The following is a 26,860-nucleotide window of genomic DNA, read 5'->3' as shown; positions in this document are numbered from 1 at the left end:
AGCCGATCACCGGCCCCTTTCGGAGTTGCCATGCTCGCTTTGCTCAACGACATCCTTGACGCCCACGGAGGCCTTGCAAGATGGAACGCACTCTCCAGAGTGACGGCGACCATCGTGACCGGAGGCGAGCTCTGGGGCATCAAAGGACTCATTCAGGACCAAAACTCGCGGCAAATGACTGTGTGGTTGCACGAACAGCGTGCGTCGGTCCTGCCGTTCGGAGCACCGGATCAGAGGACGGCCTACTCGCCATCCCGCATTGCGATCGAGAAAACCGACGGCACGCTCGTCGCCGAGCGGGAGGATCCGAGAGCCTCGTTCGCGGGTCATCAAAAGACGACGCCCTGGGACGGGCTTCACCGCGCCTATTTCAACGGCTATGCCCTGTGGACCTATCTGACGACGCCGTTCCTGTTGAGCCTGCAAGGGGTCGAGATCACCGAGATGCCCCACTGGCACGAGGGGCCGGAGCGCTGGCACAGGCTGCGCGCGCGCTTTCCCGCCGGACTTGCCACCCACAGCCCGGTGCAGGACTTCTTCTTCGACAGCGCACTCCGGCTGCGCCGGCATGATTATGCCGTGGATATTGCCGGATCTTTCCCGGCGGCGCAGCTCGTCTATGACTACGCCGAGGCCGGCGGCATTCGCTTTCCGACAAGACGTCGCGCCTATCAGCGCGACCAGGACGAACGCGTCATCCTGGATCCGCTGATGGTATCGATCGATCTGAGCGAGTTTCGGTTTTCGTGAGCTGGCCGAGACGCGCATCGATTGAGGCGCCAAATCGTGAGACCGACATGAGACCGATCCGCCGCTCTCCAAGTTGTTTGATAAAAAAATTGCCTGCCGGCGGATGCCGGCAGGCTAAGTCGGAAGACGTATCCGCGGCGGCAGACACCGGAGCACTTGGCGGATACGGCCGACGGACATGCTTTGGATAGCGACCAACTCGTATCCGATAAAGCCGGACGCAGTTGCTTCTGCGTGAACGAATCGTCGGTATTGCATCGCGGTCACGACTCCCTCCTCGACCTGTGATCACTGTCCCTACTACCGGCGCGCGGCTTGATTGCTTGCCGTTCGTCAATGATACTGTGGCTCATCGGACGCGCTTGCCGCGCGCCTACCGACGATCAGGCTGTTGCACGTGGACCGACTGACCAGCATGGCGGTGTTCATCAGGGTGGCTGACCTCGGGTCCTTTGCTGCGGCCGCCAAGGAACTGCGGCTGTCGCCGACCATGATCGGCAAGCACATCCGCTTTCTCGAGGAGCGGCTGGGCTCCCAACTGATCAATCGGTCGACCCGGCGCCAGGGCCTCACCGAGCTTGGCCAGCATTATCTTGAGCATTGCCGTCATCTGCTGGAGGAGGCCGAAGCCGGTGACGTTCTCGCTGAGCACGCCCTGAAGGCGCCGCGTGGCAGGCTGCGGATCGCAACCTCGGTAGCATTCGGCTCCTATAGCCTGGCGCCGGCGGTGGTGCGGTTCATGAAGAAATACCCCGAGATCAGCGTTGAGATCGTCCTTAGCGACCGGATGATTGACCTGCTTGAGGACGGCATCGATGCTGCGATCCGCGTCGGCAAGCTCGGCGACTCGACGATGATGTCGCGCGCGCTCTCGCCCTACCAGGGGCTGGTGTGTGCCGCGCCGAACTATCTTGCCGAGCACGGCATACCGACCTGCCCACAAGATCTCGCCCACCATGACTGTTTGCGCTATGCCGGCTGGGCGGAAGGCCAACGCTGGACCTTTTTCGGACCGGATGGCGAAACGGAGGTCGAGGTCAAGAGCCGCCTGAGCATCAACAGTGCGTTCGGGATAAGATATGCCGCGCTCGCGGGTGCCGGCATCGTGCTGATGCGGGACGAGCTTCTGGTCGACGACGTCGCGGCCGGCCGCCTGGTGCCCCTCCTGCCGGAATACAGAACCGCCTCGCGCGAACGCCATATCGTCTGGCTGAAGAACCGCCGGATGACGCCGAAGCTCCGGGCCTTCATTGATTTCATCGCCGAAGTCTATGGCTAGCTCTGCGCCGGCAGAACCGCAGCCGGCCGATCTGAGCCGGCGTCTCAACCTAAGAGTCGAGAGTTCAGCGACGGAGCGTGATCAAGGCCGCGGAGGCAACCGCCTCGACAGTAGAAGGCCATCAGGAATCACTTGCCCTGAAACGCCAGATCCATCTGACCTCTGCGCTGGTGCCGATCCTTTAAGGCGGCGCCGCCGCCTCATGTTGGATTGTGGCTCGATCGCGGCAGCGGCATACGACAGAAGCTTCTGAGGCTCCAACTTCGCAACCAGGCCGGACCTCCGGCGTGGCCGGAGTGTCGACCATTGGTTCGCGGTCCCTGCGGTCAGCGCCCCTTGAAAGAGGCCGCCCTTCGCTCGATAAAGGACTGAATGCCTGCCAGCACGTCCTCGGTGTTGAGGACGCGGTCCTTGATCTCAGGAATAAAGCCGACAGCCGCGCGCTCGGCGGCGCGATCGGCACCGCGGTGCTGGCGACCATCGTTACCAAGCGCGAGCAGTTTTATTCCAACTTCATCGGCCAATCGGTTGATCTCGGCCGCGAAAGAGTGCGCAGCCGGATCGCAGGACTGACCAAGTCCTTCCTGAACCATGGCTTGGCTGATACCGCCGCCGCGCACCAGCAGGCCATCATCGCGCTGGGCAAAGTCGTGAAGCAGCAGGCTCTGGTGCAGGGCTTTAGCGACACCCTTATGGTGCTCGGCGTGGTTCTCGTTTCTGGCCGGTCTCGCTATTCTGGCCACAAGCAAGTCGAAGGCTGCGACAAATGGTGCTGCCGGCCACTAACCATTCTGAACCCGGAGCGATAATGACTGCTTAGAGCTGCTCCTTTTGCAGACGGGCGGCCAAGAATTCAACAAACAGCTGAGTCTTGGCTGGCAGTACCTTGGTCGCGGGCCAAACCGCGTGAATTGGCACGGGCGGCGGCTCGAAGCGCGTGAGCAACAGCTCGACATCGCCGCGGTCAACTAGCGAACGGACTTGCCAAAGTGGCCCGACGGCAATGCCGAGACCCTGCACGGCGGCCGCATTCGCGGTGGCTGCTCCGCTGGTTCGAACCCGCCCCGCAACCTTGATGGCCTTCATCCGTCCCTTCGCTGGGAACGGCCAGTCATTGCCGAATCGGGTTGTGGTGCGGACGATGCACTGGTGACGCTTGAGGTCGTCGGGACTTCGCGGCCGGCCGAACTTGGCGAGGTAGCTTGGGGCGGCAAAGACAACACGCCGCGAACTTGCCAGCCGCTTTGCCTTCAGGCCTGAGTCCGGCAGGTCGCCGATTCTGATCGCGAGGTCTATTCCTTCGCCGACAAGATCGACAAAGCCATCAGACAGTTCGAGCTCGACTTCGACTCCGGGATACCTTGCAAGAAATTCCGGCAGCACCGGAACAATGTGAAGCGGCACGAAGCTCGTCGAGCCGGAAATGCGCAAGAGCCCGGTAGCTTCGGCGCGGCGGTTGGAAGTCTCAAGCTTGGCGGCTTCGATCTCGGAAAGCGCCGCGTTCAGCCTTCGATAGAACGCAAGCCCGGCGTCAGTCGGATTCGAACGGCGCGTCGTGCGGCGAATGAGCTCGACACCCACCTCCTGCTCCAAAGCAGCCAGAGAGCGGCTCACCGATTGCAGCGAACGCCCGAGATGGCGAGCAGCCGCGGTGAGGCTCCGCTTCTCGACAATCGCCGTAAGCGCTTGGTAGTCTTCGAGCCGGTTCATCGATATTCTCCCGTTCAGCGGAAGACTATATCGCGTTTGCCGCGCATTCTCACGCGGCGATCTGTCTCCTATCTGGACGATGGGAGCCGTTTAACCGCGGCCCACAACAGCTAACGTCTCCTAACATTGCCTAACTGGGAGTTGTCCAGCTTGTGCGCGAATGTCATCCGCGACGGGTCTCGGCCCGGTCACCACCGTTGCATCCGTCCCAATTTAACGCCTTCGGAGCCTCAAGCTGAAAGAAACATGCCATGAGCACCATCGTGAAAGCTGCCGCCGTGCAGATCAGCCCCGTGCTGTACAGCCGCCAGGGGACCGTCGAGAAGGTCGTGAAGAAGATCCACGAGTTGGGCCAGAAGGGCGTGCAGTTCGCCACCTTCCCCGAGACCGTGGTGCCGTATTACCCGTACTTTTCGGCCGTCCAGACCCCGATGACGCAACTTTTCGGTGAAGAGTATCTGAGGCTGCTTGATCAGGCCGTGACGGTGCCGTCGGTGGCTACCGACGCAATTGGCGAGGCTGCTCGGAAGGCCGACATGGTGGTCTCGATCGGCGTCAATGAGCGTGACGGCGGCACCATCTACAACACACAGTTGCTCTTCGATGCCGATGGCACCTTGATCCAGCGTCGCCGCAAGATCACGCCCACCCATTTCGAGCGCATGATCTGGGGCCAGGGCGACGGGTCGGGTCTGCGCGCCGTCGACAGCAAGGTCGGCCGCATTGGCCAACTCGCATGCTTTGAGCACAACAACCCCCTGGCGCGCTACGCGCTGATGGCCGACGGCGAGCAGATCCACTCGGCCATGTACCCAGGCTCCGCCTTCGGCGACGGATTTGCCATGAGGATGGAGATCAACATCCGTCAGCATGCCCTGGAGTCCGGCGCCTTCGTCGTGAACGCGACCGCCTGGAGCCGATCAGCAAGCGCAGATCATGAAGGACACGGGCTGCCAGATCGGCCCGATCTCCGGCGGTTGCTTCACCGCCATCGTCGCACCCGACGGTACGCTGCTGGGCGAACCGCTCCGGTCCGGCGAAGGTGAAGTCATTGCCGACCTCGATTTCAAGCTGATCTACAAGCGCAAGCAGCAAATGGACTCGCGCGGCCACTACGCCCGTCCGGAGCTGCTCAGCCTCATGATCGACCGCACACCAACAAGGCACATCCATGATCGCGCAGGGCATCCGGCCATTGATGCCGAGCGTTGCACCGAAATTCTATAGGCGCACCTCGCCCGTTAGGAGATAGCCATGAGTGTTTCTAGCGATACCCCCATCCTCGTCACTGGCGCGGCCGGGGCGATTGGCTCCATTGGCCGCCATCTTACGGCGATGCTGATTGCAAAGGGCCACAAGGTGCGTGCAATGGTGCGTCGCGAGGACGAGCGCGCCGAAGCGCTGCGCTTGCTCGGTGCCGAAACCGTCGATGGTGACCTCACCGACCTCCGGTCGGTGCATCGCGCAATCGATGGCTGCAAGCGCATCTACTTCAGCATGTCCCTGTCGCCGGCCTATTTAGAAGCGACCGTGAATGTTGCTGCGGTCGCGCGTCACCACGGCGTCGAAGCCTTCGTAAACATGTCGCAGATGACTGTCACCGGGATGAGCATCACCGAGACCACGGACAGTCCGCAGCACAAGCAGCATTGGCTCGCGGAGCAAGCGCTGGCGTGGTCTGGCTTGCCAGTAGTCACGATGCGTCCCACCGGATTCATCGAGACCTTCTTCTTGCAAATTGCCGGCAATGGCGTCCTCGAAACGGACGAACTAGTGCTGCCGCTCGGCGACGCCAAGACCTCGCCTATCGCGGCCATGGATGTGGCTCGGGTCGTGGCGAAGATCCTCGACAATCCAGCGCCGCATATCGGCCAGATCTACAACCTCACCGGCCCCGAGTCGGCCGATCTACACCACTACGCTCGCGCCTTCTCGGAAGCACTCGACCGCACGATCGTCTACCGCAGCGTTCCCATCTCGGCATGGTCCGAAAAGATTCGCCAGGTCGGCTTGCCGGAGCACGTGATCAAGCACCTTACGGTGTTGGCCGAGCTTCACCAACAGGGCCGCTTCGACCGTCTGACCGACGACGTTCTCAAGCTCACGGGCCAGAAGCCAATGGGCATGCGAGAGTTCGTGAAAGAGCATGCCGCCAAGTTCACGCGCAGTTGAAGCCATCGCCAAATCACTCCATCAATCTCACTTGGAATTGACCATGAAATTTACTGAGACGGCGCCAACGTTGCCACGTCCCAATGGACCGCCACCGTGGCTTGGAAAACTGGCCCAAGATGCCACGCTCGAAGGCGCCGTTCTGAAACGCGCAGTGCATGGCAAGGAGAACATTCTTGCGCTCATCCAGCATGCCCGCACGTTGTACGAATTCCAAGACTATACCTACTACGGCAACTTGGGCGACTTCTTCGTGGAGTCTTATCGCTCAAGCATTCAAGGCACTTCTATCGAATGCTCACTCCTTGTTCATATGGACGCTTCTGGTGAAGCAGACTCGGTGTTGATACACCACTATCCTCTTGATGCAGCGCTACTGTTCTCTCGCCTGATGTGGGAGAAATTCGAAGATCGATTTGGTGAGTTGTATCTAACCGCCGCGCAAGCGGACGGTATAGCCGGGGCATCAGACATGTAACGGCCCGGATATCCCATACAGCTGGAATGATCGCAATATCAGGTCAGCTAAGTTGGAATGAACATGAAAATGAAATTCGTTTCTGCCGCCACATTGGCAATCGTTGGCTGCCTTGTCGGCTTCAACTCCGCAAACGCACAAGGAACTGCCATGAAAACGACGCCCACGACCAAGATTCTCGCCATCGGGACCATCAATCCCGGTTTCGAACAATCGCAGGTGTTTGCTGTCCTACCGGACGAAGTTCGGGAAACGGTCGACCTCTACCTCGATGGCAAAATCGAGCAGTGGTACTCCCTACAGGGCGGAAAGCGGGGCGTGGCGTTCATCATCAACGCCACCGATCCGGCCGTCGCCCACGAAATGCTCGAAAAGCTGCCTTTGGGCAAGGCACACATGATGAGCTTCGAACTGATCCCCATTGGCCCGCTCAACCCGCTTCGCCTTTTGCAGGGCATGCAGCCGAAACCTTGAGGTCTGCAAACGTGAGGCGTACCCGCGATGATCCAGCCGGTCGAGAGCCTCGAAATCACGGTCCTGGTGGACAACATTGGACGCCCCCACCCCTCAACGCTCGCTCAACACCTGATCAGCCTTCAGGAGTTGACCACCACCATTGAGGCAAGGCGACAGGCGCTGCCAGGACCTAAGCTGCTAGACGGGACCTCTCGTCGGCATCATCGAGGTCACGCTCCGAAGCTCTTCTCAGGAAGCGGGCCAAGGCGGCTTTTCGTGAATCGCCGTCCAGCGCGTATGCAGTCTGTTTGAACTCGACACCATCAAGCAGCCCTTGAATGTAGCCCGCGATCGCGTCCGCAGCCATGATGAGCGCTGTGTCAAGCGTATGGATGTACTTGCTTGTCACCGAACCCTTGGCATGGCCGACCAGCGCCGCGATGGTCACCTCGGTAAAGCCAAGATCGTTGGCGATGCTCGCGAAGCTGTGTAATGGCTCGGCGAAATAAGCCAAGCGGGCTCGATCGTGCGAACCGAAGCATTGGGCTTCTGGTGGGCGGCCGTTCCTGCGGAGCGCTGGCCTGACGATCCTCTCTGGCGCAAAAATCTGCGGAAGCACTGGAACGAGATCTATGGCGACCGCCGCCAGGAAATCGTATTCATCGGCGTCGGCATGGACGAAGGGGCGATCCGAGCGCGGCTCGATGCCTGCCTCGTGCCAGGCAGGCCTGCAATGGATGTTGCCGAATGGGCAAAGCTGCCAGATCCATTTCCAGCATGGTGTCGTGCCGATCAAGCCGGCTGAACGGCAGTTGTGGAGGCGATCCGTTGCGGTCTGGATTGCCCTTTCGCAGGCGGTTCGCGCTTGGCGTGACGATAGCCGCGTCGCTGGCGACTGGAGCCTTTGCGGCGGAACAGCCGTCGGGGATACCGGCCTGGTTGAAGAGTCATGTCGGTGACGGCGAGGGGCAGATCGCCCCAGTGGTCTTGCAGAGGGCGCGCGCTCTGTACCAGCGAAAGGTCGCAGCAGGCGTCGTCAAAAATCCCTGCTATTTCGCCATGGATGCGACGCGGCCGAGCGATGGCGGATTGGGCAAGCGCTTCTACGAGATCTGCGAAGCCGACCAGTCCTTTCGCGCGATGTCCGCGGGGCACGGCAGCGGCCGCAATATCAAGGGCGCGGTGAATTTCGCGAACGGTAAGGAGTGTGCGAAGAATTTTGGTAATGCACTGGACTCGAATCTGACGACCGGCGGCGCCTATGTGACGGCCGAGACGAAGTCCTCCTTCAAGGGTTACTTTCGTAACGCCGCGAAACAGGAGTCCGTCCTGATGCGATCGTTCGTTCAGTTCGATGGCGAGGGAGAAACCGCCAACGCCAGAGAGCGTGCGATCGGCGGGCATCCAGCCGTTGTCCTGAAGGGCATCCATTATCGAAGCATGGCGCGCAGTCCCTATGCCAATGTGAATGGTTGCGTTCCGGTCGGAACCCTCGTGGACTACGCGAGCGCACGCAGCAATGGATGCACGAGTTGGGCGCGATCCGACGCAGAGAAGATCATTCCACTGCTCGAGGAACCGACGACGGTCTATATTTACCCTGAATCGCAGGACATCAAGGCGGCCGCACAAGCCGTTGCGGCTCGCCGGTCGCCTTCGTCGAGCAGCCCTTATTGGAACGCCTTTTGCTTGAGGCAAATCGGCGCCCCGAAGTTCTGGGCAAGAGAGGTCCTCGAGCCGATCCTCGCTCGTTACCGCCGGGCTCCTGAACCGGCCGCGAGTCCGGTGCCGACTTGCAAGCCGTAATCTCTTCGTTCCGTCGTCTCGGGCATCAAACTAGCGCGAGAACATCCAGAGTTGCTCCGTCGCCATGTAGCCGGAGCTCAGGGCAGACGACAGGCCGGATACTAGTTCGCAAGGGCGCTCGCAATAGTGCTGATATTGTGCCTGACCATCGCGATGTAGGTAGGAGCCTCGCCCTTCTCATTAGTCAGGCTATCCGAATACAGCGTTCCGCCGATCACCGCGCCGGTCTCGGACGCAATTTGGCGCATTATTCCGGGATCGCTGACGTTTTCCAGAAAGACTGCCGGAATTCTCTCTTTTCTGATCTGCGCGATGATCGTTGCGATATCCCGCGCGCTCGGCTCGGTTTCGGTCGAAACGCCCTCTACTTACGAGATATTGAAACACTTCTACTCTTGCCTAGCTCGCTGCGATCGTCTTGGAGATCCCGCTCGTTATGTTATAACGTTGCAAGCCCAACAAAAGTCAAGTTGATGTGTCGGGTTGCTTCGGTCGAACGCTGGCGGACAATCGGGATTCGCGACGCTGGAGCAAGGCACGGCTGGAAAACGAACGCCTTTCCATTGTTTTGGACAGGCCAATGGAGAGGTTCGTGCTGTTGGCGCGGCTCAAGGGGTCTAACGAGAGGTGCGCAGCTTGCTGCCGACCTGCTTAAAGTTGTGGCGTATCCTCACGCGGCGATGCGGGACCTGCCTTGCGCTGCTTGCCGTGACGCTGCAGCTCGGGATGTCGTTCGGACATATCCATGCCCGAGACTTCACCGGCCAGGGCATCTACCACTCGACAGCAGATGCAGCCCGCGCGTGGCACGGTCCCATGAAGCGGCAATCTGCGGCAGGCCTTCCGGCAAAGCTGGCGGACGACGACGAGGACTGTCCGATCTGCTTCTCGGGCTTTCTGCTCGCGACTTCCTTCATCCCCGATGTCGCGCAGCCGTCGCCATCAGTTGACTTCAAGCATGCTGGACACTCTTTCCGGCTTACCTTCGATGGCGTCCTGAAAACTCATCGTGCGCCATTTCAATCGCGCGCACCACCGCTCGCCTGACAGCCAATCGAGGGTGCAGCATGCGCCTGTGGCCACGTTGAGCTTGGGGTCGGCATTTCCCGCTGAACGGGAGCTGGTGGTCGCGCTGCGCGCCGCATCGATCCCCATAAGGCACGGGGGCAGAAGCGACGCAGTCGGCTCACGTCTTGAGATGCTGCCGCGCCGGGTCTGACCCGCAATCACGCCAGATTTGCCGTCCGCTTCATTGCGGACGCTTACGCCCCCGAATTCCTGACCGGTGAACGACGCCATGATGATGAAACACGCATGCTCCTGCACCTGCGCAGTGCTTCTGCTCCTTCTATCCTTCGATCGCGCGGAGGCCCATCCCCATGTCTGGGTCACCTTCCACAGCGAGATTCTTTACGCAGCCGACGGCAGCATGACAGGCGTCCGCCACGCCTGGACTTTCGATGACATGTTTGCCGCCTACGCGCTTCAAGGCATCGCCCACGGTAAGAAGGGACAATACACGCGGGAAGAACTGGCTTCGCTCGCCCAACTCAACGTGGAATCGCTAAAAGAGTATGGCTATTTCACCTTCGCACGCGCGGACGGCAAGAAGCTGAAATTTTTGGATCCCGTCGACTATTGGCTCGAATACAGGAACGCCACACTCACTCTGCATTTCACTCTGCCGTTGAAGGAAGCTGTCTCGGCAAAGGCCATGCAGATCGAGGTCTACGATCCCACCATCTTCATTGATTTCGAATTTGCCAAGGACAAGCCGGTCTCCTTGAGCGGCGCGCCGCAATGCCTGTTGACCTATGATTTGCCTCATCAGCCGACACCGGCAGAACAGTTGCGGCTCGGTCAGCTCGATAGCGACCCGCTCGGCATCTCCAGCACCTATGGAGAAAACTTTGCCAACAAGATCCTGGTGAAGTGCCCATGACCAGATTACGCGGTGTTATCTTGGCCGTGCCGCTGGCGGTTCTCGTCTTCTGCGTAATTGGTGTCGTATCGGCGCAGGCCACACCATTCGGAGCCTCCCATCCTGCTGGTGCCATGTCGACAGCGGGCTTCACGGGCTGGATTTTTGCGCAGCAAGCGGCCTTCTATCGTTCGCTGTCGGGCTTCATCCGGGCGAGCAATGAGGATGGTGCCGCGATGTGGAGTCTCTTCGGCATCTCGTTCCTCTACGGCGTCTTTCATGCCGTGGGACCAGGGCACGGCAAGGCCGTGATCTCCTCCTATCTCGTCGCCAATGAAGAGACCTGGCGTCGCGGCGTTGTCCTGTCATTCGCATCCGCCGGCATTCAATCCGCCGTTGCCATAGTCGTGGTGGCCATCGCCGCCGTTGTTCTCGGCGCGACGGCGAAGGCAATCGGGCTGACCGTCCATCTCGTCGAGATGGTCAGCTATGGTCTGGTCATCCTGATCGGCCTGCGGCTCTTGTACGTCAAGGGCCGCAGCTTTCTCCTCGGTTGCCGTGAACTGACGTGGACCCCAGCGCCCGTCCTCATCCTTTCGGCAGGCCAGCGCGGCGAGACGCTTTCGCTTCCCGCGCCACGCCTTGGCGCGATGACCATGCGTGGCGGGCAATGCATGGTCGATGGATGCGCCGATCATAAGCACGGCTTTCACTGTCACGACGACCATCACGAGTCGGCCTGGGGCCACGCCCACGGGCCAGAGCCCGCTGAACTCGCCGGCCCGGGCGGCTGGCGCCGAGGACTCTCGGCGGTGATCGCGGTTGGATTGCGGCCATGTTCCGGCGCGATCATCGTCCTCATCTTCGCGCTGGCTCAGGACCTGTTCTGGACCGGCGTCGGCGCCACCTTGATCATGGGGCTTGGCACAGCGGTGACGGTTGCAGCGATCGCAACGCTCGCAATGAGCGCGCGACAGATCGCGAGCCGCGTCGCCAAGACCCGGGCCGGATTCGGCATGCTCGTGATGAGAGCTATCGAGGTCGGCGCCGCGGCGCTCATCGTCGCGTTCGGCACCCTGCTGTTGGCAGGTTACATGGCGAGCGAACAACTCTGGATGTTCACGGGATAGAGCTGAGGGCAATCAGTTGCTGAAATCCTGATTTCCTGGATTGTCCTGGTCATCATGTCTGGCCGGTTTCGGCAAAGGTTAGCGTCGACCTCAGGCCGCTCCTACCATTGGCCACCGCGGTGAGTTCATTTTCCGAGTTGAATTTCTAAGTCGAACAGGACAGCTAGCATGTTCGTTTCATTCTTCCCCCGACCAAATTTGTTCTTTCCATCGTCAATTCTTTGGACGGCGTTGGCGATGGCGGTTTGGTATGGGTTTGCCAGCAATCTCTTTCAGAGCCCGGAAACACCGGTTGGGCTGGCAACGTTTTGGTCGGCGCCGGCCCTGTGGTTCGATCTCTATTTTGCGCTGGCCGTTGCGATCTTCGCGGCTGCATGGATGTTTCTTGCCCCGCATGCCTGGGCAACGTGGTCCATTCTTGGCTCCGCCCTGATCCTGTTCACGTCTTACTTTCAGGTCCAGGTCTCGGTCGCGATCAACAGCTGGTATGGACCCTTCTACGACATGATCCAGGCTGCGCTTTCGAGGTCGGCGCCCGTCACGGTCGAGCAGTTCTACGGCGAATTATCGACCTTTGCCGGCATCGCACTCGTGGCCGTCGTGGTCGGCGTGTTGACGCGATTTTTCGTCAGCCACTACATCTTCCGCTGGCGCACGGCGATGAACGATTTTTATGTCGCCAACTGGCCACGGCTGCGCACGATCGAAGGCGCCTCCCAGCGCGTCCAGGAAGACACCATGCGCTTTGCCAGCACCGTGGAAGGTCTAGGCGTCAATCTTATCAGCGCGGTGCTGACGCTGTTGGCGTTCCTGCCGGTTCTGGTGAGGCTGTCCAGTAACGTCACTGAGCTGCCTCTGTTGGGCTCAATTCCGTATCCGCTGGTGTTCGCCGCGGTCATCTGGTCGATCCTGGGCACCGGCATTCTCGCGCTTATCGGCATCCGCCTGCCCGGAATCGAATTTCTCAACCAGCGGGTCGAAGCGGCCTATCGCAAGGAGCTCGTGCTCGGCGAGGATGATCCAGCGCGTGCCAATGCACCGACATTAAGCGTGCTGTTTAGCGACATTCAAAGAAATTACTTCCGGCTCTATCTGAACTTCATGTACTTCAATATCGGCCGGATCGTCTATTTGCAGACTGACGTCATTTTTCCTTACGTCCTGCTCGCGCCCACGATCATCGCAGGCAAGATCACCCTCGGCGCGATGAATCAGATCCTCAACGCGTTCACGCAAGTGCGAACCTCGTTTCAGTATCTCGTCAACGCGTGGAGCACGATCGTCGAACTGATCTCGATCTATCAGCGACTGCGGAGTTTTGAGGCAAAGCTCCACGGGGAGCCACTGCCGTCGATCGAGACCCAAAAGGAGCCAACCTCTTGATCCGCGCAGGTGACAGAAGTTGACGGAGCCGGGCATTCCACTGCGCCCAAACGATGTTGCGCTTTCGCCATCGTTAATGTAATGTTATAACATTACATCCAATGGCGGGTCCCCACGGGCCCATCACTGACGCAAGGACTCGCCCCATGCCTGAAACTGCGAAGCAGATTCCCGTCACGGTCCTCACCGGCTATCTCGGCTCGGGGAAAACCACGCTTCTCAACCGCATTCTCACCGAGACCCACGGCAAGCGGTTTGCCGTGATCGTCAACGAATTCGGCGAGGTCGGTATCGACAACGATCTCATCGTCGGCGCCGACGAGGAAGTCTTCGAAATGAACAATGGGTGCATTTGCTGCACCGTTCGCGGCGATCTTATTCGTATCATCGCAGGGCTGATGCGGCGTAGCCGCGGGTTCGACGGCATCGTGGTGGAGACCACGGGGCTCGCAGATCCCGCGCCGGTTGCACAGACATTCTTTGTCGACGACGAGGTCCGCCGCAAGACCAAGCTTGATGCCATCGTGACCGTCACCGACGCCAAACATCTTATCGAACAGATCGACCGGGCTCCCGAAGCCCAAGAGCAACTCGCGTTTGCCGACGTCGTTCTCCTCAACAAGGTCGATCTTGTCGATGAGAGCGGCCTGGCCACGGTCGAACGCCGCATCCGCAAGATCAACCCCTACGCGACGATCCACCGGACTGAGCGTTGCAGCCTTGAGCTCACCCAGATACTGGGGCGAGACGCCTTCAATCTCGATCGTATCCTCGAAGTCGAGCCGGGATTCCTCACCGAGGAGCATGCTCACGAGCACGACGACGAGATTGCCAGCCTGTCACTGGTCACCGACGAGCCAATGGACCCGGCGAGGTTCGTCTCCTGGATTCAGGACACCACTCAGCGCTACGGCACGGACATCCTGCGCATGAAGGGCATTATCGCAATGGCTGATGATGACCGGCGGTTTGTCGTGCAGGGCGTTCACATGCTGATCGAGGGCGGCAGTCAGCGCGCATGGAAGAAGAACGAAGCGCCCCAAAGCCGGCTTGTCTTCATCGGCCGCGATCTACCAGTGGACCTTCTGAGGCAAGGCTTTGCGGCCTGCCGCGCTTGACCAGGAGCTGGGGCCGTGAGGCATCCGCCAAGACTTGGGTGGTCGCGAGAACCCAAGCACTCCTTCATCTATCGCTGGCGGCAACGCGGACGACACAGAGTAAACGGGCGTCCTCCCCGTCTGCATCTATTCATTGAACGCACGTACAAACAAGGTTGCATTGCCCATGGGTGACATCGTTCAACTTGTTCCAAAATCCGAGCTTGAGCGGATTCGTTTAATTCGGGAGGCTCGCGCGATATACGACAGTATTTTCCCGCCGGCTGACGTTGTTTGCGAGCGGCCAGAAGGTCAAGCCAGCCAACTTACAAAGCTGGGCAAGAATGGGCCTGTTCCTTGAGAAGAAACGATCGGACGACATAAACGACCCATCCGGAGGGGCAGTTTCCCCGCGCAGTCGCTCCACTCGATTGGGACCTCTCGCGGGCTCCGCTCTAATTCGAGTTGCGCTTGCCGGCGGGACTACCTTGCTGGAGCCTGGCATGGCTCGCGTCAGCACTAGATCGCCGAGGCCGAACCGGAACACTGTCATGGAGGAATCTAAAGTCAAAACAAGCCGTTGCGACTTTCAATTGACCGCAAGCTCAGATAAGCTTGTTTCGTGCTGTTGACCAATGGTTAGGGCGGTTTTGCTCTAGATGCGTCTTCTTCGGGACTACATTGGGCTTGTTTCCTGTCTTGGGTTGATCGCGCTCGGCTTCAACCTTGCGCTGTCCTTTGGTCATATGCATGCGATCGGGAGGCATGAGCCCCGAGCGCTGGTTGCAGCGGTCGTGCCGTCCGATGAGAGGCGAACCGGCGATCGCGAGCATGGGGCATTGGACGATCGCTGTCCAATATGCTTCGCCGTCGCAGCTTTGGCCAATGCTTCGACTGCCGTCCCGCCGGTATTGCCCGTTCCGTTTGTCTACGTCTCCCTCGATCGGGCTGTGGAACTGGCCGTTGCTTTTGTCGAAAAGCCTCGCGTAGCGTTTCAATCGCGCGCCCCACCGGTTTCCTGACCTTACGCTTTCCTCCCGCTGTGGGACCGCGTGCACGGCCACGCTGGCGACAGTGGGGCGGAGTCTTTTCATTTGCATGTTCGCGTTTTCGTCGGCCTGAAGCAGAATTCGTGGCCGACGTATGGACACGAACTAGAAGTATCAGGTCGGTTTCGATATCAGCATGTTCGCCCGATGTCTGGGCAGCGCTGCGGATACTTCGCCGAACACCTGGCAGAGGCCGTGAGGACCATGCACGACGACATATCATCGATAGGCGGGCGCAACGTGTGGTCCGTGAAACCCTGGCGCGGAACGAGACTGGGGAGCGCGATCGTCTGCTCGACACTTGCGATGCTCACAGGGCCCGCGCTTGCGCAAGTTCCGAACCCTCTGCTGCCGCACAACCTGTCGCCATGGGGCATGTTCCTCAATGCCGACATCGTGGTGAAGGCTGTCATGGTTGGGCTTGCCTTTGCGTCGCTTGTGACCTGGACGGTCTGGCTCTCCAAGACCGTCGAGCTCAGCATCGCGACACGGCTTGCGCGACGGCGAATACGGATGCTCGAGGCGGACGGTAGTCTCCAGGACGCGGTGCGCGCCTGCCGTGACGATCGAGACGCGATTGCGCAACTGATCTCTTCCGCCGCGCGCGAGGCGGAGCTATCCGAAGGCCCCATCGACGACGGTTTCAAAGAGCGCGTCGCCCTGCGGCTGGAGCGCGTGGAAGCGGCGATGACGCGGCAGGTCTCGCGCGGGGTCGGCATCCTTGCGACGATCGGCGCCACCGCGCCGTTCGTCGGCCTGTTCGGCACGGTGTGGGGCATCATGAACTCCTTCATCGGGATTTCCGAGTCCCACACCACCAATCTCGCGGTGGTGGCTCCCGGCATCGCGGAAGCGCTGCTTGCCACGGCGTTTGGACTTGTCGCTGCCATTCCGGCGGTCGTTATCTATAACCATCTCGCGCGTGTTATTGCTGGCTACCGCACGCTGCTTGGCGACGCCTCGGCGCAGTTGTTGCTCCTGATCAGCCGCAGCCAGAGCAGCCGCACCGCGATCCTGCCGCGCGCGGCGGCGGAGTGAGTGGCATGGCGTTTCGTCTCGGCACGCGATCAGGCGATGACGGTTTAGAGGTCCTGCATGAGATCAACGTCACGCCGTTCATCGACGTCATACTGGTGCTGCTCATCATCTTCATGGTGGCAGCTCCGCTTGCCACCGTCGACATCGGTGTCAACCTGCCCGCCTCGACCGCACCCGAGCAGCCGCGGCCTGACAAGCCGGTGTTCATCACCATCAAGCCGGACCTCGCGATCGCGCTCGGCGAAAGCATCATTTCGCGCGAGGCGCTACCGGCCGCGCTGGACACGGCTACCAACGATCACCGGGACGAGACAATTTTCATCCGCGCCGACAAGTCGGTGAGCTATGGCGACCTGATGAGTGTGATGAACATCCTGCGTGACGCCGGATATCTCAAGCTCGCCCTGGTCGGGCTCGAAACGCCGGCAACCAAGCAATGAATTCGCTCGCGCTGTATCTTCCGGAGAGGCGCGGTTTGTCCCGCTGGACGCTGGCCGGCGTGACGATCCTCGCCGCGCATGTAGCTATCGTTGCCTCGCTCGTGGAGTGGTATGCCCGCGAGCCGATCGAGCCCAACATCATTCCCGCCATCACCGTGACGCTCGCGCCGGTCGAAGCCAGTTCGCCCGAGATTCAAAATCAGGACATCGCGGTTGGCCCAACCATGCAACAAGCGGATGCCGTACCGACAGAGGATCGCAAAGTCGAGGAGAAGCCGGTCGAGCAGGTCGAGCAGCCTCCACCGCAGCCGCAGGCGGAGGTCACGCTGCCACGGGAGGAGGAGAAGGTCGAGAAGCCGGAGGCTCAACTCATGACCCCCGCGCCGGAGACCCGCGCTCTTCCCAAGAACGAGCGCGTCGCCGAGTTCAGCGTGGCCAGCTCGAACGCCTACAATGCGCTGATCTTCGGGCATCTGCAGCGCTATAAGCGCTATCCGCTGGCTGCGCACGGAGCATCGGGCACGGTGATGGTGCGTTTCGAGTTGAACCGCGCAGGTGAGGTGGTCGCCAGCAAGGTGACAAAATCCTCGGGTAACAGCGTGCTGGATCAGGAGGCGCTCGACATCCTCCACCGCGCCAGCCCATTCCCGGCCTTTCCCGCGGCCAAGCCCGGCACGCAGGACAGCTTCATCGCGCCCGTCAATTTCGGGCACTAGCTTTTGCGCTCGTAGGCGAGAGACCTATCCGCTAGAGCGAATGCGCGAGGCGCGCCTATCTCACAAGGCACATGGGGGCGTCGACTGAACGTATCCGCATTGATTGGCGTTGCGAAAATCCCACAGAGTGCCTGATTCTGACGACGCTCTGCTTGACCGCTGTTGACAGCGTTCAATTAAGTTCGCGAAACTCTCATCGGCGTCGATTAGGTCTGAATGTTGGACCTTTCGACGAAAGGCACGTTTCAGCATGAAGTGGTTCCGATCCAACATCAGGCGCGTGTCTTGGCTGGCGTTTTTGGCGCTGGGCATCCAGCTCGCGTTGTCGTTCGGCCATTTCCACGGCGTTGCCTCTGCTGCGACCGCCGCTCCTGAATTGAGCTTGGCCGCATCTGACCTTTCCTTCGCCGCTCAGACCGCCAGCAGTCAGCATGAGCCGCAACCTGTCTCCAATCACAACTCGGGCGAGCACTCGGGTGACATTTGCGCCATCTGCGCTGTGATGGCCATGGCTAACACGGCGCTGTTTGCCACGCCGCCATCGTTGCCGCTCCCGCAGATTGTTGCATTCTCGGCTCTGACTACAGAGAGCAATTTCGCTCGCCTGGCATCTGCCTGGCGTGCGTTTCAGTCACGCGCACCTCCGATTTCCTGACATCCATTTGGTATCGCGAGAATCGCACCAGGCGATCTCCCGAATGAAATGAATTCAGTCCGTCGCAACCGACTGCAGGCGCTTGCGAATTCGCCCGCAGCGCCGACTCCGCTCGCGCGTTCCAGGAATCGGAATAATGTCAGTTTTTCTCAAGCGAATGTTAGCAACGAGCGGAGTGGCCTCGCTCATGATCTGCGGCCTCGGCGCCACGGCTCGCGCGCAGACCCCACCTCCTGCGGAAAATACACCCAAGGTGCTTCCCGAGACCAAGGTGGAAGCGCCGAAGCAGCCGGCCAAGCCCAAGCAGAAGCCGCGCGTGGTAAGGCGTGAGCCCGCACCGGCGCAGCCCGCGCCGGTGCAGCCGGCGCCTACCCCAGAGCAGGTCCAGGCAGCGGCCAATCGTCAGGTCGTCCAGCAGACCCAGAACTTCGACCAGCGCCGCGACAATGTCATTCTGCCCAAGGTTGGCGCGACGACCTATGAACTCACTCAGAGGGACATCGAGAATATTCCGCAGGGAAATGCCGTCCAGCTCAGCGACCTCGCGCTGCAATTTCCGGGAGTCTCGCAAGACTCGACGAGCGCGGGCGATTTTCATATCCGCAACGAGCACGCCAACATTCAGTACCGGATCAACGGAATTCTGCTGCCTGATGGCGTTTCCGGCTTCTCGCAGATCCTCGAGACGTCCTTCATCGGCAACATGCAGCTGCTCACAGGCGCGCTGCCGGCGCAATACGGCCTGCATACGGCTGGCGTCATCGACATCACGTCCAAGACCGGCGCGGCGCTTGCCGGCGGTAGCGTCAGCCTCTACGGCGGCAGCCGTCAGACCATCACGCCCAGCTTCGAATATGGAGGAGTCGAGGGAAAGACCGATTATTACGTCACCGGCCGCTATCTCAGCACCGGCCTCGGCCTTGAAAATCCCATAGCTTCCCTCAACGCCATTCACGATCATTCTGAACAGGGCAGGTTCTTCGCCTACACATCCACGGTCCTCGATCCAACGACGCGGGTAGTCACCCTTACGGGTTTCGCTGAGACACGTTACCAGATTCCCAATAACCCCGGGCAGCCGGGCAACGCGGGAGGTTTCTGCGGTGGTCCTTTCGACCCCGCGAACCCCTGCCTCAACCCGGACGGTACCCCCAATCCGACTGCTCCCGCCTATACGGCCTTTGGCAAAGGCGCTTTCGATTCTGCCACCCTCAACCAGAACCAGTACGAAAAGAACGCCTACAATGTTATCGCGTGGCAGAAATCCGAGGGCAATTTCGATGCCCAGCTCTCGTACTATTCACGCTACAGCGATCTGCACTTCGTGCCCGACCCGGTGGGCGATCTCTTCATCAACAACGTTGCGTCCGATGTCTTCCGCAGCTCATTCCTCAATGGCGTCTCGGGCGATTTCTCCTACCGCTTGAACGACGCGCACACCTTACGGGCCGGCTTCTACACCCAAGGCGAACAGACCCGAATCGCAACAACAAGCACGGTGCAGCCGCTCGATCCGAACGATCCGAACGGCATGACTGCGATCGACACGCCGTTCAACATTCTCGACAGCAGCAAGTTATTTGGCTGGCAGCTGGGAGCCTACGCCCAGGACGAGTGGCGGCTGACGGACAAACTCACACTCAATTACGGCCTGCGGTTCGATCAAATCTACCAATATGTCGACGCCAACCAGTTCAGTCCGCGCGCGAGCCTAACCTATAAGCCATGGTGGTCGACCGTACTACACATCGGCTACATGCGGACTTTCGAACCGGCACCGCAGGTGCTTGGTCGGACAATTCCAACCCAGATCTTCAACGGGACCACCGCAGGTACCCCGACCGTCACTCCCGATCAGGCCGCCGTACTGGCCGGCCAGGTGGCCGGCCAGCCCCTCCAGAATGTCGGTGCGATCCAACCCGAGCGGGCGGATGTGTATGACGCCGGCTTCAAGCAGCAACTGCTGCCGCAATGTCCGACCGGGCCGGGCGGAATGCCTACCAAGGCTCCGACCGCGGTCGCAAACTGTCCGAGCCTCGAGCTCGCCGGCAGCATCTATTACAAAAACGCCAGGGACTTGCTCGACGATGGGCAGTTCGGCCAAGCTTACGCTCTTACGGCGTTCAACTACGACAAGGCCTACAATTATGGTGCGGAGCTGTCGCTCAGGTTCAGATACGGTGGCTTCTCCGCCGACACCAGCTGGGCCTACGGGGTTCAGCGCGCGAAGAAGGTCGTGTCAAACCAGACTCTGTTTGGCCCGGACGATCTGGTCTACATCCAGAACAATTGGATCCACACCGACCACGAACAACTCTATACGGGTTCGGGGAGGATCGCATACCGATGGTTCGATACCCATAGCTGGTTGGACGGGACCACCGTGAGCGCAACCTTCATCTACGGCAGCGGCTTGCGTACTGATCTTCAGAATCCAGACGGCACCGTTGTTCCGAACGGTGATCACCTCCCATCCTATTGGCAGGTCAACACCGGCGTCTCGCATGAGTTTGACCATGGCTGGAACGGATTGCCCGTTACGGTCCGGTTCGATGTGGTCAACGTCGCCGACTACATCTACCAGATCCGCAACGGCAGCGGCATCGGCGTGTTCGCACCGCAATACGGACCGCGGCGCGGATACTATTTTGGCGTGTCGCAGAAGCTCGGGGCTCCGGAGAAAACTACCGGTGTCTTGCCCAGCTTCTACACCAAGGCCCCAGCCACGGCCCCGATCGCCTACTATTGGAACGGCGCCTATGTCGGCGCCAATTTCGGCGGCGCGTTCAGCGCCGGCGAGCACGTGCTCACGCCGATTGGCTGGGGCGCGACCAATCCGAGCGGCGCGCTCGGCGGTCTGCAGTTCGGTTACAACTACCTGCTTGCACCGAACTGGCTGGTCGGCATCGAAGGAGAACTCGGCTGGACGTCGGCGCAGGGCAAGACCAATCTCGTTGATCCCGCCGGGACCGCATCGCTCTCGATTGCCAGCGACCACAACTGGTATGACACTTTGAGCGGCAGGGTCGGCTATGTCACGGGGCCGCTGATGCTCTACGCCAAGGGCGGCGCGGCGTGGATGAACGCCGACTACCGTATGGAGGTGAACAGCGGGCTCGACGGTTCGACCGTGGCCAGCACGACCAGGTCCGGATGGATCGCCGGCGGCGGCCTGGAATACATGTTGGGGTCTCACTGGTCGGCGAAGCTCGAATATGATCACCTTGCTTTCGGCAGCAAAACCCTGACGTTCACGAACCCGTTCGGCAACAGCGTAACCGTGGAATCCGGGGTCAACCAAGTTAAAGCGGGCGTGAACTATCATCTTGAGGGATTACTATGATTTTGACGTGGACCAGACCGGAGCCAAGGCGGGAACGATGCCAGTCATCCGAGTTTCCGAGACGACCTACGCTCGGCTGAAGAAGTACGCCACGCCCTTTGAGGATACGCCCGACGCGGTTATCGGCAGGGCGCTCACAGCTCTTGATGGGATTTCCGGCCGGCCTGAGCCTGTGCTCTCGGCAGCCCCGGAGAAGGGCACTGCTGGTCCCAAGTTTACCGCACCGGGAGTTCCGCGTTCCGCTCCTTGTTGCGCTGCTCGACCTTGACGGCGTAGCGCCCGCGAAATTGGTTCGAGAACACATGGAGCCAATGTTGGCTGCGCGGCTTAGTCAAAGCGATTACGCGCGTGTTTCCAGCGGCGAGCCGCGTTGGTGGAACGCCGTTTGCTGGGTCCGGATCGACCTCGTCAGCGAAGGGTTGTTGAAAGGCAACTGTCCCGGAGGGTTTTGGGAGATCAGTAAGCAAGGAAAAGCCCTTCCAACTTCCTATTGCCGCAGAGCAAACGGTCGCGACCAAGTGATCGCACAGGGATCGCTGGAGGAAATGGTCCGAAAGCACCGAAAGGCACCTTAGCAGAGTAAATGCTTCCTCAGGGTTGGGGAGACGACTTTTAAGTGGCAAGCGAGTTCATGCTCGGCCCCTCCGGCGAAAGTCAACGCCGCGATCAAACGCTGATGCCCCAACTCCAAACTCGTCCAGCGTTGTAACAGAGCGACTGAATAGCGTCATCCCGCCGCAACATCGCAGTTTCCTAACCCGCGGCGACGACGTGCTCATCTTCGTGCATATGATGGAGCTGGCCATCGTGGCAGACGGTCCACGCGCTCGCCAAGGCGAAGCGCAGCGTGTCCGCAGTTCGAACCATGTTTGTGACTATGATGGCGTCGTGTTTCTCGGCACATGTCTGCATCCGTCATGCTCCTCTGACTGATTGGCTTCCTTCGAACGCTATCTACCATGGAATAGTCAGCACCGTGGACACAATGCACATCCACCAATACGGTTGCCGTCGTTGTTGCGGCGACGATAGGCGAAAGCCAGACATAGTAGCGATGCTGCAGATCCGCCACCTGCGACACTCCACCGCGCCGATCGTCAGTCCACGGTCAGCTTCTCTCACTATCGTTCGGAAAACGAAGAAGCGGACGTGCTGGGCTCTTGCGCCGCTGGCCTCAACTCTTCCCCGGGAGCGGGCCAGCGGCGACAACGCGAACGGCATCGAAATCTGACAGTGCGGACACTATCTCCTTGCCAAATGATCTAAGGAGGCTCTGATGTTTTGGCGTCACTGCCTATTGGCTCTTTTTCTCCTGTGTCAAGGATCGACCGTTCGAGCCGCCTCGATGAACAAGCACGACCTATGGGACGCGCACCATATTTCCGATTTGCCCCCGGAGGTCCGGCAATACATCGCCGCGCTTTGCAAGGGACCGGCCGCAGCGCAACAGGATTTCGCTACCTACAACCCGCAGGAGCATCGCTGGCGGATAAACATCGAATACCTCAATTGCCCAGGGCTCGCCCGCAGCTTCCGCAAGGGCAATCAGTGCCTCGATGTCGACTTTGTCGAAGTTGGATCACGCTACCGTTTGGCTCGCAGGAGCTACGCAGCTTGCAGTTTCTGACGAGAGCCACGCCAGCGTGACGTTTGCCAATCGTTCCGGTTGCGGTTCTCGCAGCCGGACGACTGGGTTAGGTCGAATAGGGCCTCGCCGGTGCCTACTGCGAGCGACTCGACCACTTCAGCGACGGGACACAAGCTGAAGTCGGGCGGGCTGAAACAAGGGTTCGCCTTCCGCCAAAAAACAGATGTCGGGCAATCGAGTCTGTGGGTATAGAGTCGCAACCACCGATACCGGCATTCAATTCAAGTTGCGATCTGTGCGAAGGCTTTTTTCATCCCTTACACCGTCGTGCCCGTGGCTGTACTGGACGCCACTGGTGACCTCCCAGCCGGCTTTCAGGTCACGCGACGTTTCCCGGTCTCATGCATCAAGAACATGGCCCCGATGCCGGCGACGCTGCTGGCAATGAGGTACCAGGCCGGTGACAGCGGATTTCCGGTGGCGACGATGAGCCAGGTCACGACGACCTGGGCGGTGCCACCGAACACAGTGACGGCCGTCGCGTAAGCGATGGACAGTCCGGCGCGACGGAGGCCAAAGCCGAGCCCAGGGTCAAGGCCGACGAGATCGTCGCGGATCTGAAGAAACTGCGCGATGAATTTCAGGCGCGGCTCAAGACCCGAGCGGAAGCCGCAGAAGCCGCCTGGGCGCGCGCGAAGGCGGATCTGGAAAAGAACTGGACCGGTTTCGAGGCGCGCAGATGAAGACCTACTTCGAAGGCGCCGGCAAGCAGATCAAGCAGCAGCAGGCCACGTTCAAGGACATAGCAGCGGCGCAAGCGGAGGCCTGGCGTGAGGCGGCGGATCAATTCCGGAAGGCGGCGGGCAAAGTGACCGAGGCCGGGACCACCGATCTCGACGCCGCGCTCAACCAACTGAAGTCCGATGCGTCTGAAGCAGAAGCACGTCTGCAAAAGCTCAAGCAGGCAGGCAACGATTCCCGGGCAGTGCTCAGTGCCGGGTTGGCGAAATCCGCAAGGCGTTCGACCAAGCCAATCAGGCCGCTTGGAACGTCTTGAGAGGCCCTGGCTCGAAGAGCTGACCCAGTTGGTCACGATGAAGATCGAGCAATCGGTCCGGAACAGCGAGGTATTGTAGTGCGCCAGATCGGCGATGCGGAGTTCGCACAAGGCTAAGCTCTCGCGACCGGACCAGTTCGATGCAGATTTCCCACATTGGATTGACGAACCCGCGAAACCCGCCGAGAGAACAATGCTCGGGGTCTGCGGAGAACGGACGCTCGAGGTCTGCTTTGATCGTTTTGAAGTTGGACCAGCAGAGCTGGACAAAAGAGGCGACGCTTTTCGTCGCCGACAACAGCGTTCGCTCGTCCCCGCGCCCGTAGCTCCCGCGCCCTGGCGAGTCTCTAGTCGCGCACGTCGGCCAAGTTCACGTGCCCTGCCCCCGCTTCTGAGCGTCTGCTCACATTGGCTCTCGCAAGCTTTCTCTTGATCTGCCGGTGCACACGCCGCCTCCTAACCAATTGAAACGCTTGAACTCTCGCTCCAATCCATCATGGGCTAGTTTGGGGTAACCTAAGGAAGTGTCGTCGAACGAGGTCGAACGGCGACGCAAGTTGGTACGGCGTGAGGACGTCGCACCCGTCGCTCTTTCAAGGAGCTAAATCCGGTGATCGCGTCCTAATTGTTTCGTTGTGCGGTCCAATATCCCGAGCAGCGCCCACCTCCTGCGTGGCCGCTCCAGGTCCCGCGGCCGGTGTCTTGCGTCAGCTTTCCCGACCCGGATGCGTATTTGTCGTGGACCGTCACCGACGCGCGAACCGCACCCGATCTTCCGACATAGCCGCTGAACTTCACCAGATTGGGATGCGTCACGACGCCATCATTTATGTTCACTGAGAAATTGTAGGTCGGATCGCAGCTTCCGCGTTGTGTAACGAAGGTGAGATTCCAGGGACCGTCGTAAGAGGTTCTGGCTTCGGCAGCCGTCGCCAGAGTAAGGCAGACGCAGCCAATGAAATTAGCCATCAGTCGCTTGTTCATGATCTTCTCTCCAGAGGAATTGGTGGATGTTCAGTAGGCAGTCGTATGTGCTTGGGTTGATCTATCGCAGCCGTGCGTAGACCATCTTCTTTCACCGCGCGTTTCACGAGCCGGTGCGCATTTCGGCAGGCCCTACGCAGCCGTCCAGCCGCCGTCGATAGAAAGGTTGGCACCGGTGATTTGCGCGGCGTCCTGGCTGCACAGGAACAGCGCCAGCGACGCCACCTGCTCGACCGTGACGAACTCCTTCGTCGGCTGGGCCGTGAGCAGGACATCGTTGATTACCTGATCCCTGCTCATGTTGCGCGCGTTCATCGTGTTCGGGATCTGCTTCTCCACCAGCGGCGTCCAGACGTAGCCGGGGCTGATGCAGTTGCAGGTGATCTTCGACCGGGCGAGTTCCAGCGCCACCGTCTTGGTGAGCCCCACGATGCCGTGCTTGGCCGCGACATAGGCCGACTTGAAGGGCGAAGCGACCAGCGAATGCGCCGAGGCCGTGGTGATGATACGGCCCCAGCCGCGCCTCTTCATGCCAGGAGTAACGGCACGGATCGCATGGAATGCGGAGGAGAGATTGATTGCGATGACTGCGTCCCACTTTTCGACCGGAAAATCCTCGATTGGCGAGACATGCTGGATGCCGGCGTTGTTGACGAGCACGTCCACGCCGCCAAATGTCCTCTCGGCAAACGAGATCATGTTGGCGATTTCCACTGGCTCGGCCATATTCGCGGGCGAATAGATGGCCTTCACCCCGAAATCGCTCTCGATTGCGATCCGCGTTTTTTCGACATCAGCCGGTGCCCCAATTCCGTTGAGCACGATGCTGGCTCCGGCGTCCGCAAAGGCCCGCGCATACGCGAGGCCGATGCCGCTGGTCGAGCCGGTCACAACTGCGACTTTACCTTTCAAGATACTCATTGCTTTTCCTTGTTGATCTGTGCCGGTCCTCCGGCTCGTTGCCGCAAGCGTTTCTGGACGCGCGCGGGCGATTGCAGCCGTCCATCATGTGACCAGAGTTCTCTCGTAGCTCCGGAGCGGGCGTCGGACCGGCTGTTGCAGATAGTCGTGAACGACCTTGCCCAGCCCTAGCGTAAGGTCTGCGCGGATGTGAATCGCGGACACGACCTCGAGGACCGGCAAATCGGCCACCGGAGCCAGCGCGTGAGGCATCAAGGAGAGCGCCGCGGGTCCGGTCCACGCCCCTTTCAAGACAAGTTGCTCAAGGTGATATTCGACGAGTTCGCAGATCCGCGGACTGCCGTCGACGTGCGGAATAATCTTGAGAAGGAAGTTCGGCTCTTCGAGAGCGGCCTTGACTTGCGCCAGATCGGCTTCGCGGTGCTTGTATCCCATCGTGCCGGTTGCTACCCGCAACGGTCCGTAATCCAGGGTGCCGATCAGCGCATCGATCTCGGTCCGCAACGTGGGCTGGCCGAGCTTTTTCGGAAAGCCCCAGAGCTCCCGGCCGCCCGCGATCGGCCCCTCATCGTTCAGGAACATGCAGTGGGTGTAGCCGCCCTTGCGACCGCGGAACGACACTGGGATGACCTGGCCGCTCTCGGTGTAGTCGCCAAAACCATTGGAATCCGGCATCCGGATGAACTCGTATTTGACCAGCGCTTCGCGTTCATCAAATTCGAGCGGAGCCGGAACGACCGATCGCAGCTTCGCCGGATCGGTGCGATAGGTGATAATCAGGTATTCGCGATCGACGAAGCGATATGGTCCCGGCGGATAGGCCGGATTGGTGAGCGGCATCGCAAATGCGCGGCTCACCACTTCATTCTCGTGCATTCGATTTCTCC

General features: G+C 60.2%; 26 protein-coding genes and 4 pseudogenes. 22 read left to right on the top strand and 8 right to left on the bottom strand.

The window, feature by feature from the left end:
* The first annotated feature begins 30 nt into the window (after nt 1-30).
* From ACVW1C_RS36505 to ACVW1C_RS36495, 3 genes are all read left to right on the top strand, one after another.
* The gene (locus ACVW1C_RS36505) at nt 31-750 is read left to right on the top strand and encodes a hypothetical protein (RefSeq protein WP_456762389.1); all 720 of its coding nucleotides are present in this window, start codon (nt 31-33) and stop codon (nt 748-750) included.
* A 397-nt stretch (nt 751-1,147) separates the two neighbouring features.
* The gene (locus ACVW1C_RS36500) at nt 1,148-2,029 is read left to right on the top strand and encodes a LysR substrate-binding domain-containing protein (protein WP_456762388.1); all 882 of its coding nucleotides are present in this window, start codon (nt 1,148-1,150) and stop codon (nt 2,027-2,029) included.
* 296 nt (nt 2,030-2,325) lie between these two features.
* Complete coding sequence (locus ACVW1C_RS36495) at nt 2,326-2,838, top strand: hypothetical protein (protein WP_456762387.1); 513 nt, start codon at nt 2,326-2,328, stop codon at nt 2,836-2,838.
* 7 nt (nt 2,839-2,845) lie between these two features.
* On the opposite strand, the gene ACVW1C_RS36490 is transcribed toward ACVW1C_RS36495, so the two are convergent.
* Nucleotides 2,846-3,739, bottom strand: a complete 894-nt coding sequence (locus ACVW1C_RS36490) for a LysR family transcriptional regulator (RefSeq protein WP_456762386.1) — start codon at nt 3,737-3,739, stop codon at nt 2,846-2,848.
* 251 nt (nt 3,740-3,990) lie between these two features.
* Between ACVW1C_RS36490 and ACVW1C_RS36485 the strand changes: the two are divergent.
* The 4 genes and pseudogenes from ACVW1C_RS36485 to ACVW1C_RS36470 all read left to right on the top strand — a co-directional run bounded on the left by ACVW1C_RS36485 (nt 3,991) and on the right by ACVW1C_RS36470 (nt 6,863).
* Nucleotides 3,991-4,966, top strand: a pseudogene (locus ACVW1C_RS36485) (carbon-nitrogen hydrolase family protein).
* Nucleotides 4,967-4,993: 27 nt separating this feature from the next.
* Nucleotides 4,994-5,911: an NmrA family NAD(P)-binding protein gene (locus ACVW1C_RS36480; protein WP_456762385.1), complete on the top strand. Its 918-nt coding sequence runs from the start codon at nt 4,994-4,996 to the stop codon at nt 5,909-5,911.
* Nucleotides 5,912-5,954: 43 nt separating this feature from the next.
* A complete protein-coding gene (locus tag ACVW1C_RS36475; RefSeq protein WP_456762384.1) occupies nt 5,955-6,389 on the top strand; it encodes a hypothetical protein in 435 nt (144 codons plus the stop codon).
* A gap of 63 nt (nt 6,390-6,452) precedes the next feature.
* Entirely contained in the window at nt 6,453-6,863 is a 411-nt protein-coding gene (locus ACVW1C_RS36470) for a hypothetical protein (RefSeq protein WP_456762383.1), read from the top strand.
* Nucleotides 6,864-7,035: 172 nt separating this feature from the next.
* Here the strand turns inward: ACVW1C_RS36470 and ACVW1C_RS36465 are convergent.
* Nucleotides 7,036-7,335: pseudogene (locus tag ACVW1C_RS36465) on the bottom strand (integrase); the annotation flags it as partial.
* A 3-nt stretch (nt 7,336-7,338) separates the two neighbouring features.
* Between ACVW1C_RS36465 and ACVW1C_RS36460 the strand changes: the two are divergent.
* Together ACVW1C_RS36460 and ACVW1C_RS36455 are read left to right on the top strand one after the other, a co-directional pair.
* A pseudogene (locus tag ACVW1C_RS36460) lies at nt 7,339-7,650 on the top strand (GTP-binding protein); the annotation flags it as partial.
* Nucleotides 7,593-8,651, top strand: coding sequence for a hypothetical protein (locus ACVW1C_RS36455; protein WP_456762382.1), 1,059 nt, complete (start codon nt 7,593-7,595; stop codon nt 8,649-8,651). The pseudogene ACVW1C_RS36460 and the gene ACVW1C_RS36455, both read left to right, overlap by 58 nt.
* Nucleotides 8,652-8,752: 101 nt before the next feature.
* Here ACVW1C_RS36455 and ACVW1C_RS36450 read toward each other — a convergent pair.
* A pseudogene (locus ACVW1C_RS36450) lies at nt 8,753-9,016 on the bottom strand (metal ABC transporter solute-binding protein, Zn/Mn family); the annotation flags it as partial.
* Nucleotides 9,017-9,278: 262 nt separating this feature from the next.
* On the opposite strand from ACVW1C_RS36450, the gene ACVW1C_RS36445 reads away from it, so the two are divergent.
* From ACVW1C_RS36445 to ACVW1C_RS36425, 5 genes are all read left to right on the top strand, one after another.
* Nucleotides 9,279-9,698: a DUF2946 family protein gene (locus ACVW1C_RS36445; RefSeq protein ID WP_456762381.1), complete on the top strand. Its 420-nt coding sequence runs from the start codon at nt 9,279-9,281 to the stop codon at nt 9,696-9,698.
* 256 nt (nt 9,699-9,954) lie between these two features.
* Nucleotides 9,955-10,593: a DUF1007 family protein gene (locus tag ACVW1C_RS36440; RefSeq protein ID WP_456763266.1), complete on the top strand. Its 639-nt coding sequence runs from the start codon at nt 9,955-9,957 to the stop codon at nt 10,591-10,593.
* The gene (locus ACVW1C_RS36435; RefSeq protein ID WP_456762380.1) at nt 10,590-11,702 is read left to right on the top strand and encodes a nickel/cobalt transporter; all 1,113 of its coding nucleotides are present in this window, start codon (nt 10,590-10,592) and stop codon (nt 11,700-11,702) included. Before ACVW1C_RS36440 ends, ACVW1C_RS36435 begins: the two co-directional genes overlap by 4 nt.
* Before the next feature lie 168 nt (nt 11,703-11,870).
* Complete coding sequence (gene sbmA, locus ACVW1C_RS36430) at nt 11,871-13,085, top strand: peptide antibiotic transporter SbmA (protein WP_456762379.1); 1,215 nt, start codon at nt 11,871-11,873, stop codon at nt 13,083-13,085.
* A 146-nt stretch (nt 13,086-13,231) separates the two neighbouring features.
* The gene (locus ACVW1C_RS36425; protein ID WP_456762378.1) at nt 13,232-14,203 is read left to right on the top strand and encodes a CobW family GTP-binding protein; all 972 of its coding nucleotides are present in this window, start codon (nt 13,232-13,234) and stop codon (nt 14,201-14,203) included.
* Nucleotides 14,204-14,787: 584 nt separating this feature from the next.
* Here ACVW1C_RS36425 and ACVW1C_RS36420 read toward each other — a convergent pair.
* Nucleotides 14,788-15,180, bottom strand: a complete 393-nt coding sequence (locus ACVW1C_RS36420) for a hypothetical protein (protein WP_456762377.1) — start codon at nt 15,178-15,180, stop codon at nt 14,788-14,790.
* Between the two features lie 357 nt (nt 15,181-15,537).
* Here ACVW1C_RS36420 and exbB point away from each other — a divergent pair, with 357 nt between their 5' ends.
* From exbB to ACVW1C_RS36385, 7 genes are all read left to right on the top strand, one after another.
* On the top strand, nt 15,538-16,269 hold the full coding sequence (gene exbB, locus ACVW1C_RS36415) for a tonB-system energizer ExbB (protein ID WP_456762376.1): 732 nt from the start codon (nt 15,538-15,540) through the stop codon (nt 16,267-16,269).
* 5 nt (nt 16,270-16,274) lie between these two features.
* Nucleotides 16,275-16,709 carry a TonB system transport protein ExbD gene (gene exbD / locus ACVW1C_RS36410; protein ID WP_456717388.1) on the top strand — a complete coding sequence of 145 codons (435 nt, stop codon included), beginning with the start codon at nt 16,275-16,277 and terminating at the stop codon, nt 16,707-16,709.
* The gene (locus tag ACVW1C_RS36405) at nt 16,706-17,425 is read left to right on the top strand and encodes an energy transducer TonB (RefSeq protein ID WP_456762375.1); all 720 of its coding nucleotides are present in this window, start codon (nt 16,706-16,708) and stop codon (nt 17,423-17,425) included. Before exbD ends, ACVW1C_RS36405 begins: the two co-directional genes overlap by 4 nt.
* Nucleotides 17,426-17,675: 250 nt before the next feature.
* Nucleotides 17,676-18,080 carry a DUF2946 family protein gene (locus ACVW1C_RS36400; protein ID WP_456762374.1) on the top strand — a complete coding sequence of 135 codons (405 nt, stop codon included), beginning with the start codon at nt 17,676-17,678 and terminating at the stop codon, nt 18,078-18,080.
* A gap of 136 nt (nt 18,081-18,216) precedes the next feature.
* A complete protein-coding gene (locus ACVW1C_RS36395; protein WP_456762373.1) occupies nt 18,217-21,423 on the top strand; it encodes a TonB-dependent receptor domain-containing protein in 3,207 nt (1,068 codons plus the stop codon).
* A 146-nt stretch (nt 21,424-21,569) separates the two neighbouring features.
* On the top strand, nt 21,570-21,998 hold the full coding sequence (locus tag ACVW1C_RS36390) for a winged helix-turn-helix domain-containing protein (RefSeq protein WP_456762372.1): 429 nt from the start codon (nt 21,570-21,572) through the stop codon (nt 21,996-21,998).
* A gap of 770 nt (nt 21,999-22,768) precedes the next feature.
* Entirely contained in the window at nt 22,769-23,050 is a 282-nt protein-coding gene (locus tag ACVW1C_RS36385; protein ID WP_456762371.1) for a hypothetical protein, read from the top strand.
* Between the two features lie 335 nt (nt 23,051-23,385).
* On the opposite strand, the gene ACVW1C_RS36380 is transcribed toward ACVW1C_RS36385, so the two are convergent.
* Nucleotides 23,386-23,511 (bottom strand): hypothetical protein, encoded by a 126-nt coding sequence (locus ACVW1C_RS36380; RefSeq protein WP_456762370.1) that lies wholly within the window; start codon nt 23,509-23,511, stop codon nt 23,386-23,388.
* A 239-nt stretch (nt 23,512-23,750) separates the two neighbouring features.
* On the opposite strand from ACVW1C_RS36380, the gene ACVW1C_RS36375 reads away from it, so the two are divergent.
* On the top strand, nt 23,751-24,068 hold the full coding sequence (locus ACVW1C_RS36375) for a hypothetical protein (RefSeq protein WP_456762369.1): 318 nt from the start codon (nt 23,751-23,753) through the stop codon (nt 24,066-24,068).
* A gap of 621 nt (nt 24,069-24,689) precedes the next feature.
* Here ACVW1C_RS36375 and ACVW1C_RS36370 read toward each other — a convergent pair.
* The 3 genes from ACVW1C_RS36370 to ACVW1C_RS36360 all read right to left on the bottom strand — a co-directional run bounded on the left by ACVW1C_RS36370 (nt 24,690) and on the right by ACVW1C_RS36360 (nt 26,849).
* On the bottom strand, nt 24,690-25,052 hold the full coding sequence (locus ACVW1C_RS36370) for a hypothetical protein (RefSeq protein WP_456762368.1): 363 nt from the start codon (nt 25,050-25,052) through the stop codon (nt 24,690-24,692).
* A 132-nt stretch (nt 25,053-25,184) separates the two neighbouring features.
* Entirely contained in the window at nt 25,185-25,973 is a 789-nt protein-coding gene (locus ACVW1C_RS36365) for a 3-hydroxybutyrate dehydrogenase (RefSeq protein ID WP_456762367.1), read from the bottom strand.
* 84 nt (nt 25,974-26,057) lie between these two features.
* Nucleotides 26,058-26,849: an acetoacetate decarboxylase gene (locus tag ACVW1C_RS36360; RefSeq protein ID WP_456762366.1), complete on the bottom strand. Its 792-nt coding sequence runs from the start codon at nt 26,847-26,849 to the stop codon at nt 26,058-26,060.
* Nucleotides 26,850-26,860: the final 11 nt, after the last annotated feature.

The organism is Bradyrhizobium sp. USDA 4011, assembly GCF_054063415.1.
This window is presented reverse-complemented; position numbering and strand designations above follow the sequence as displayed.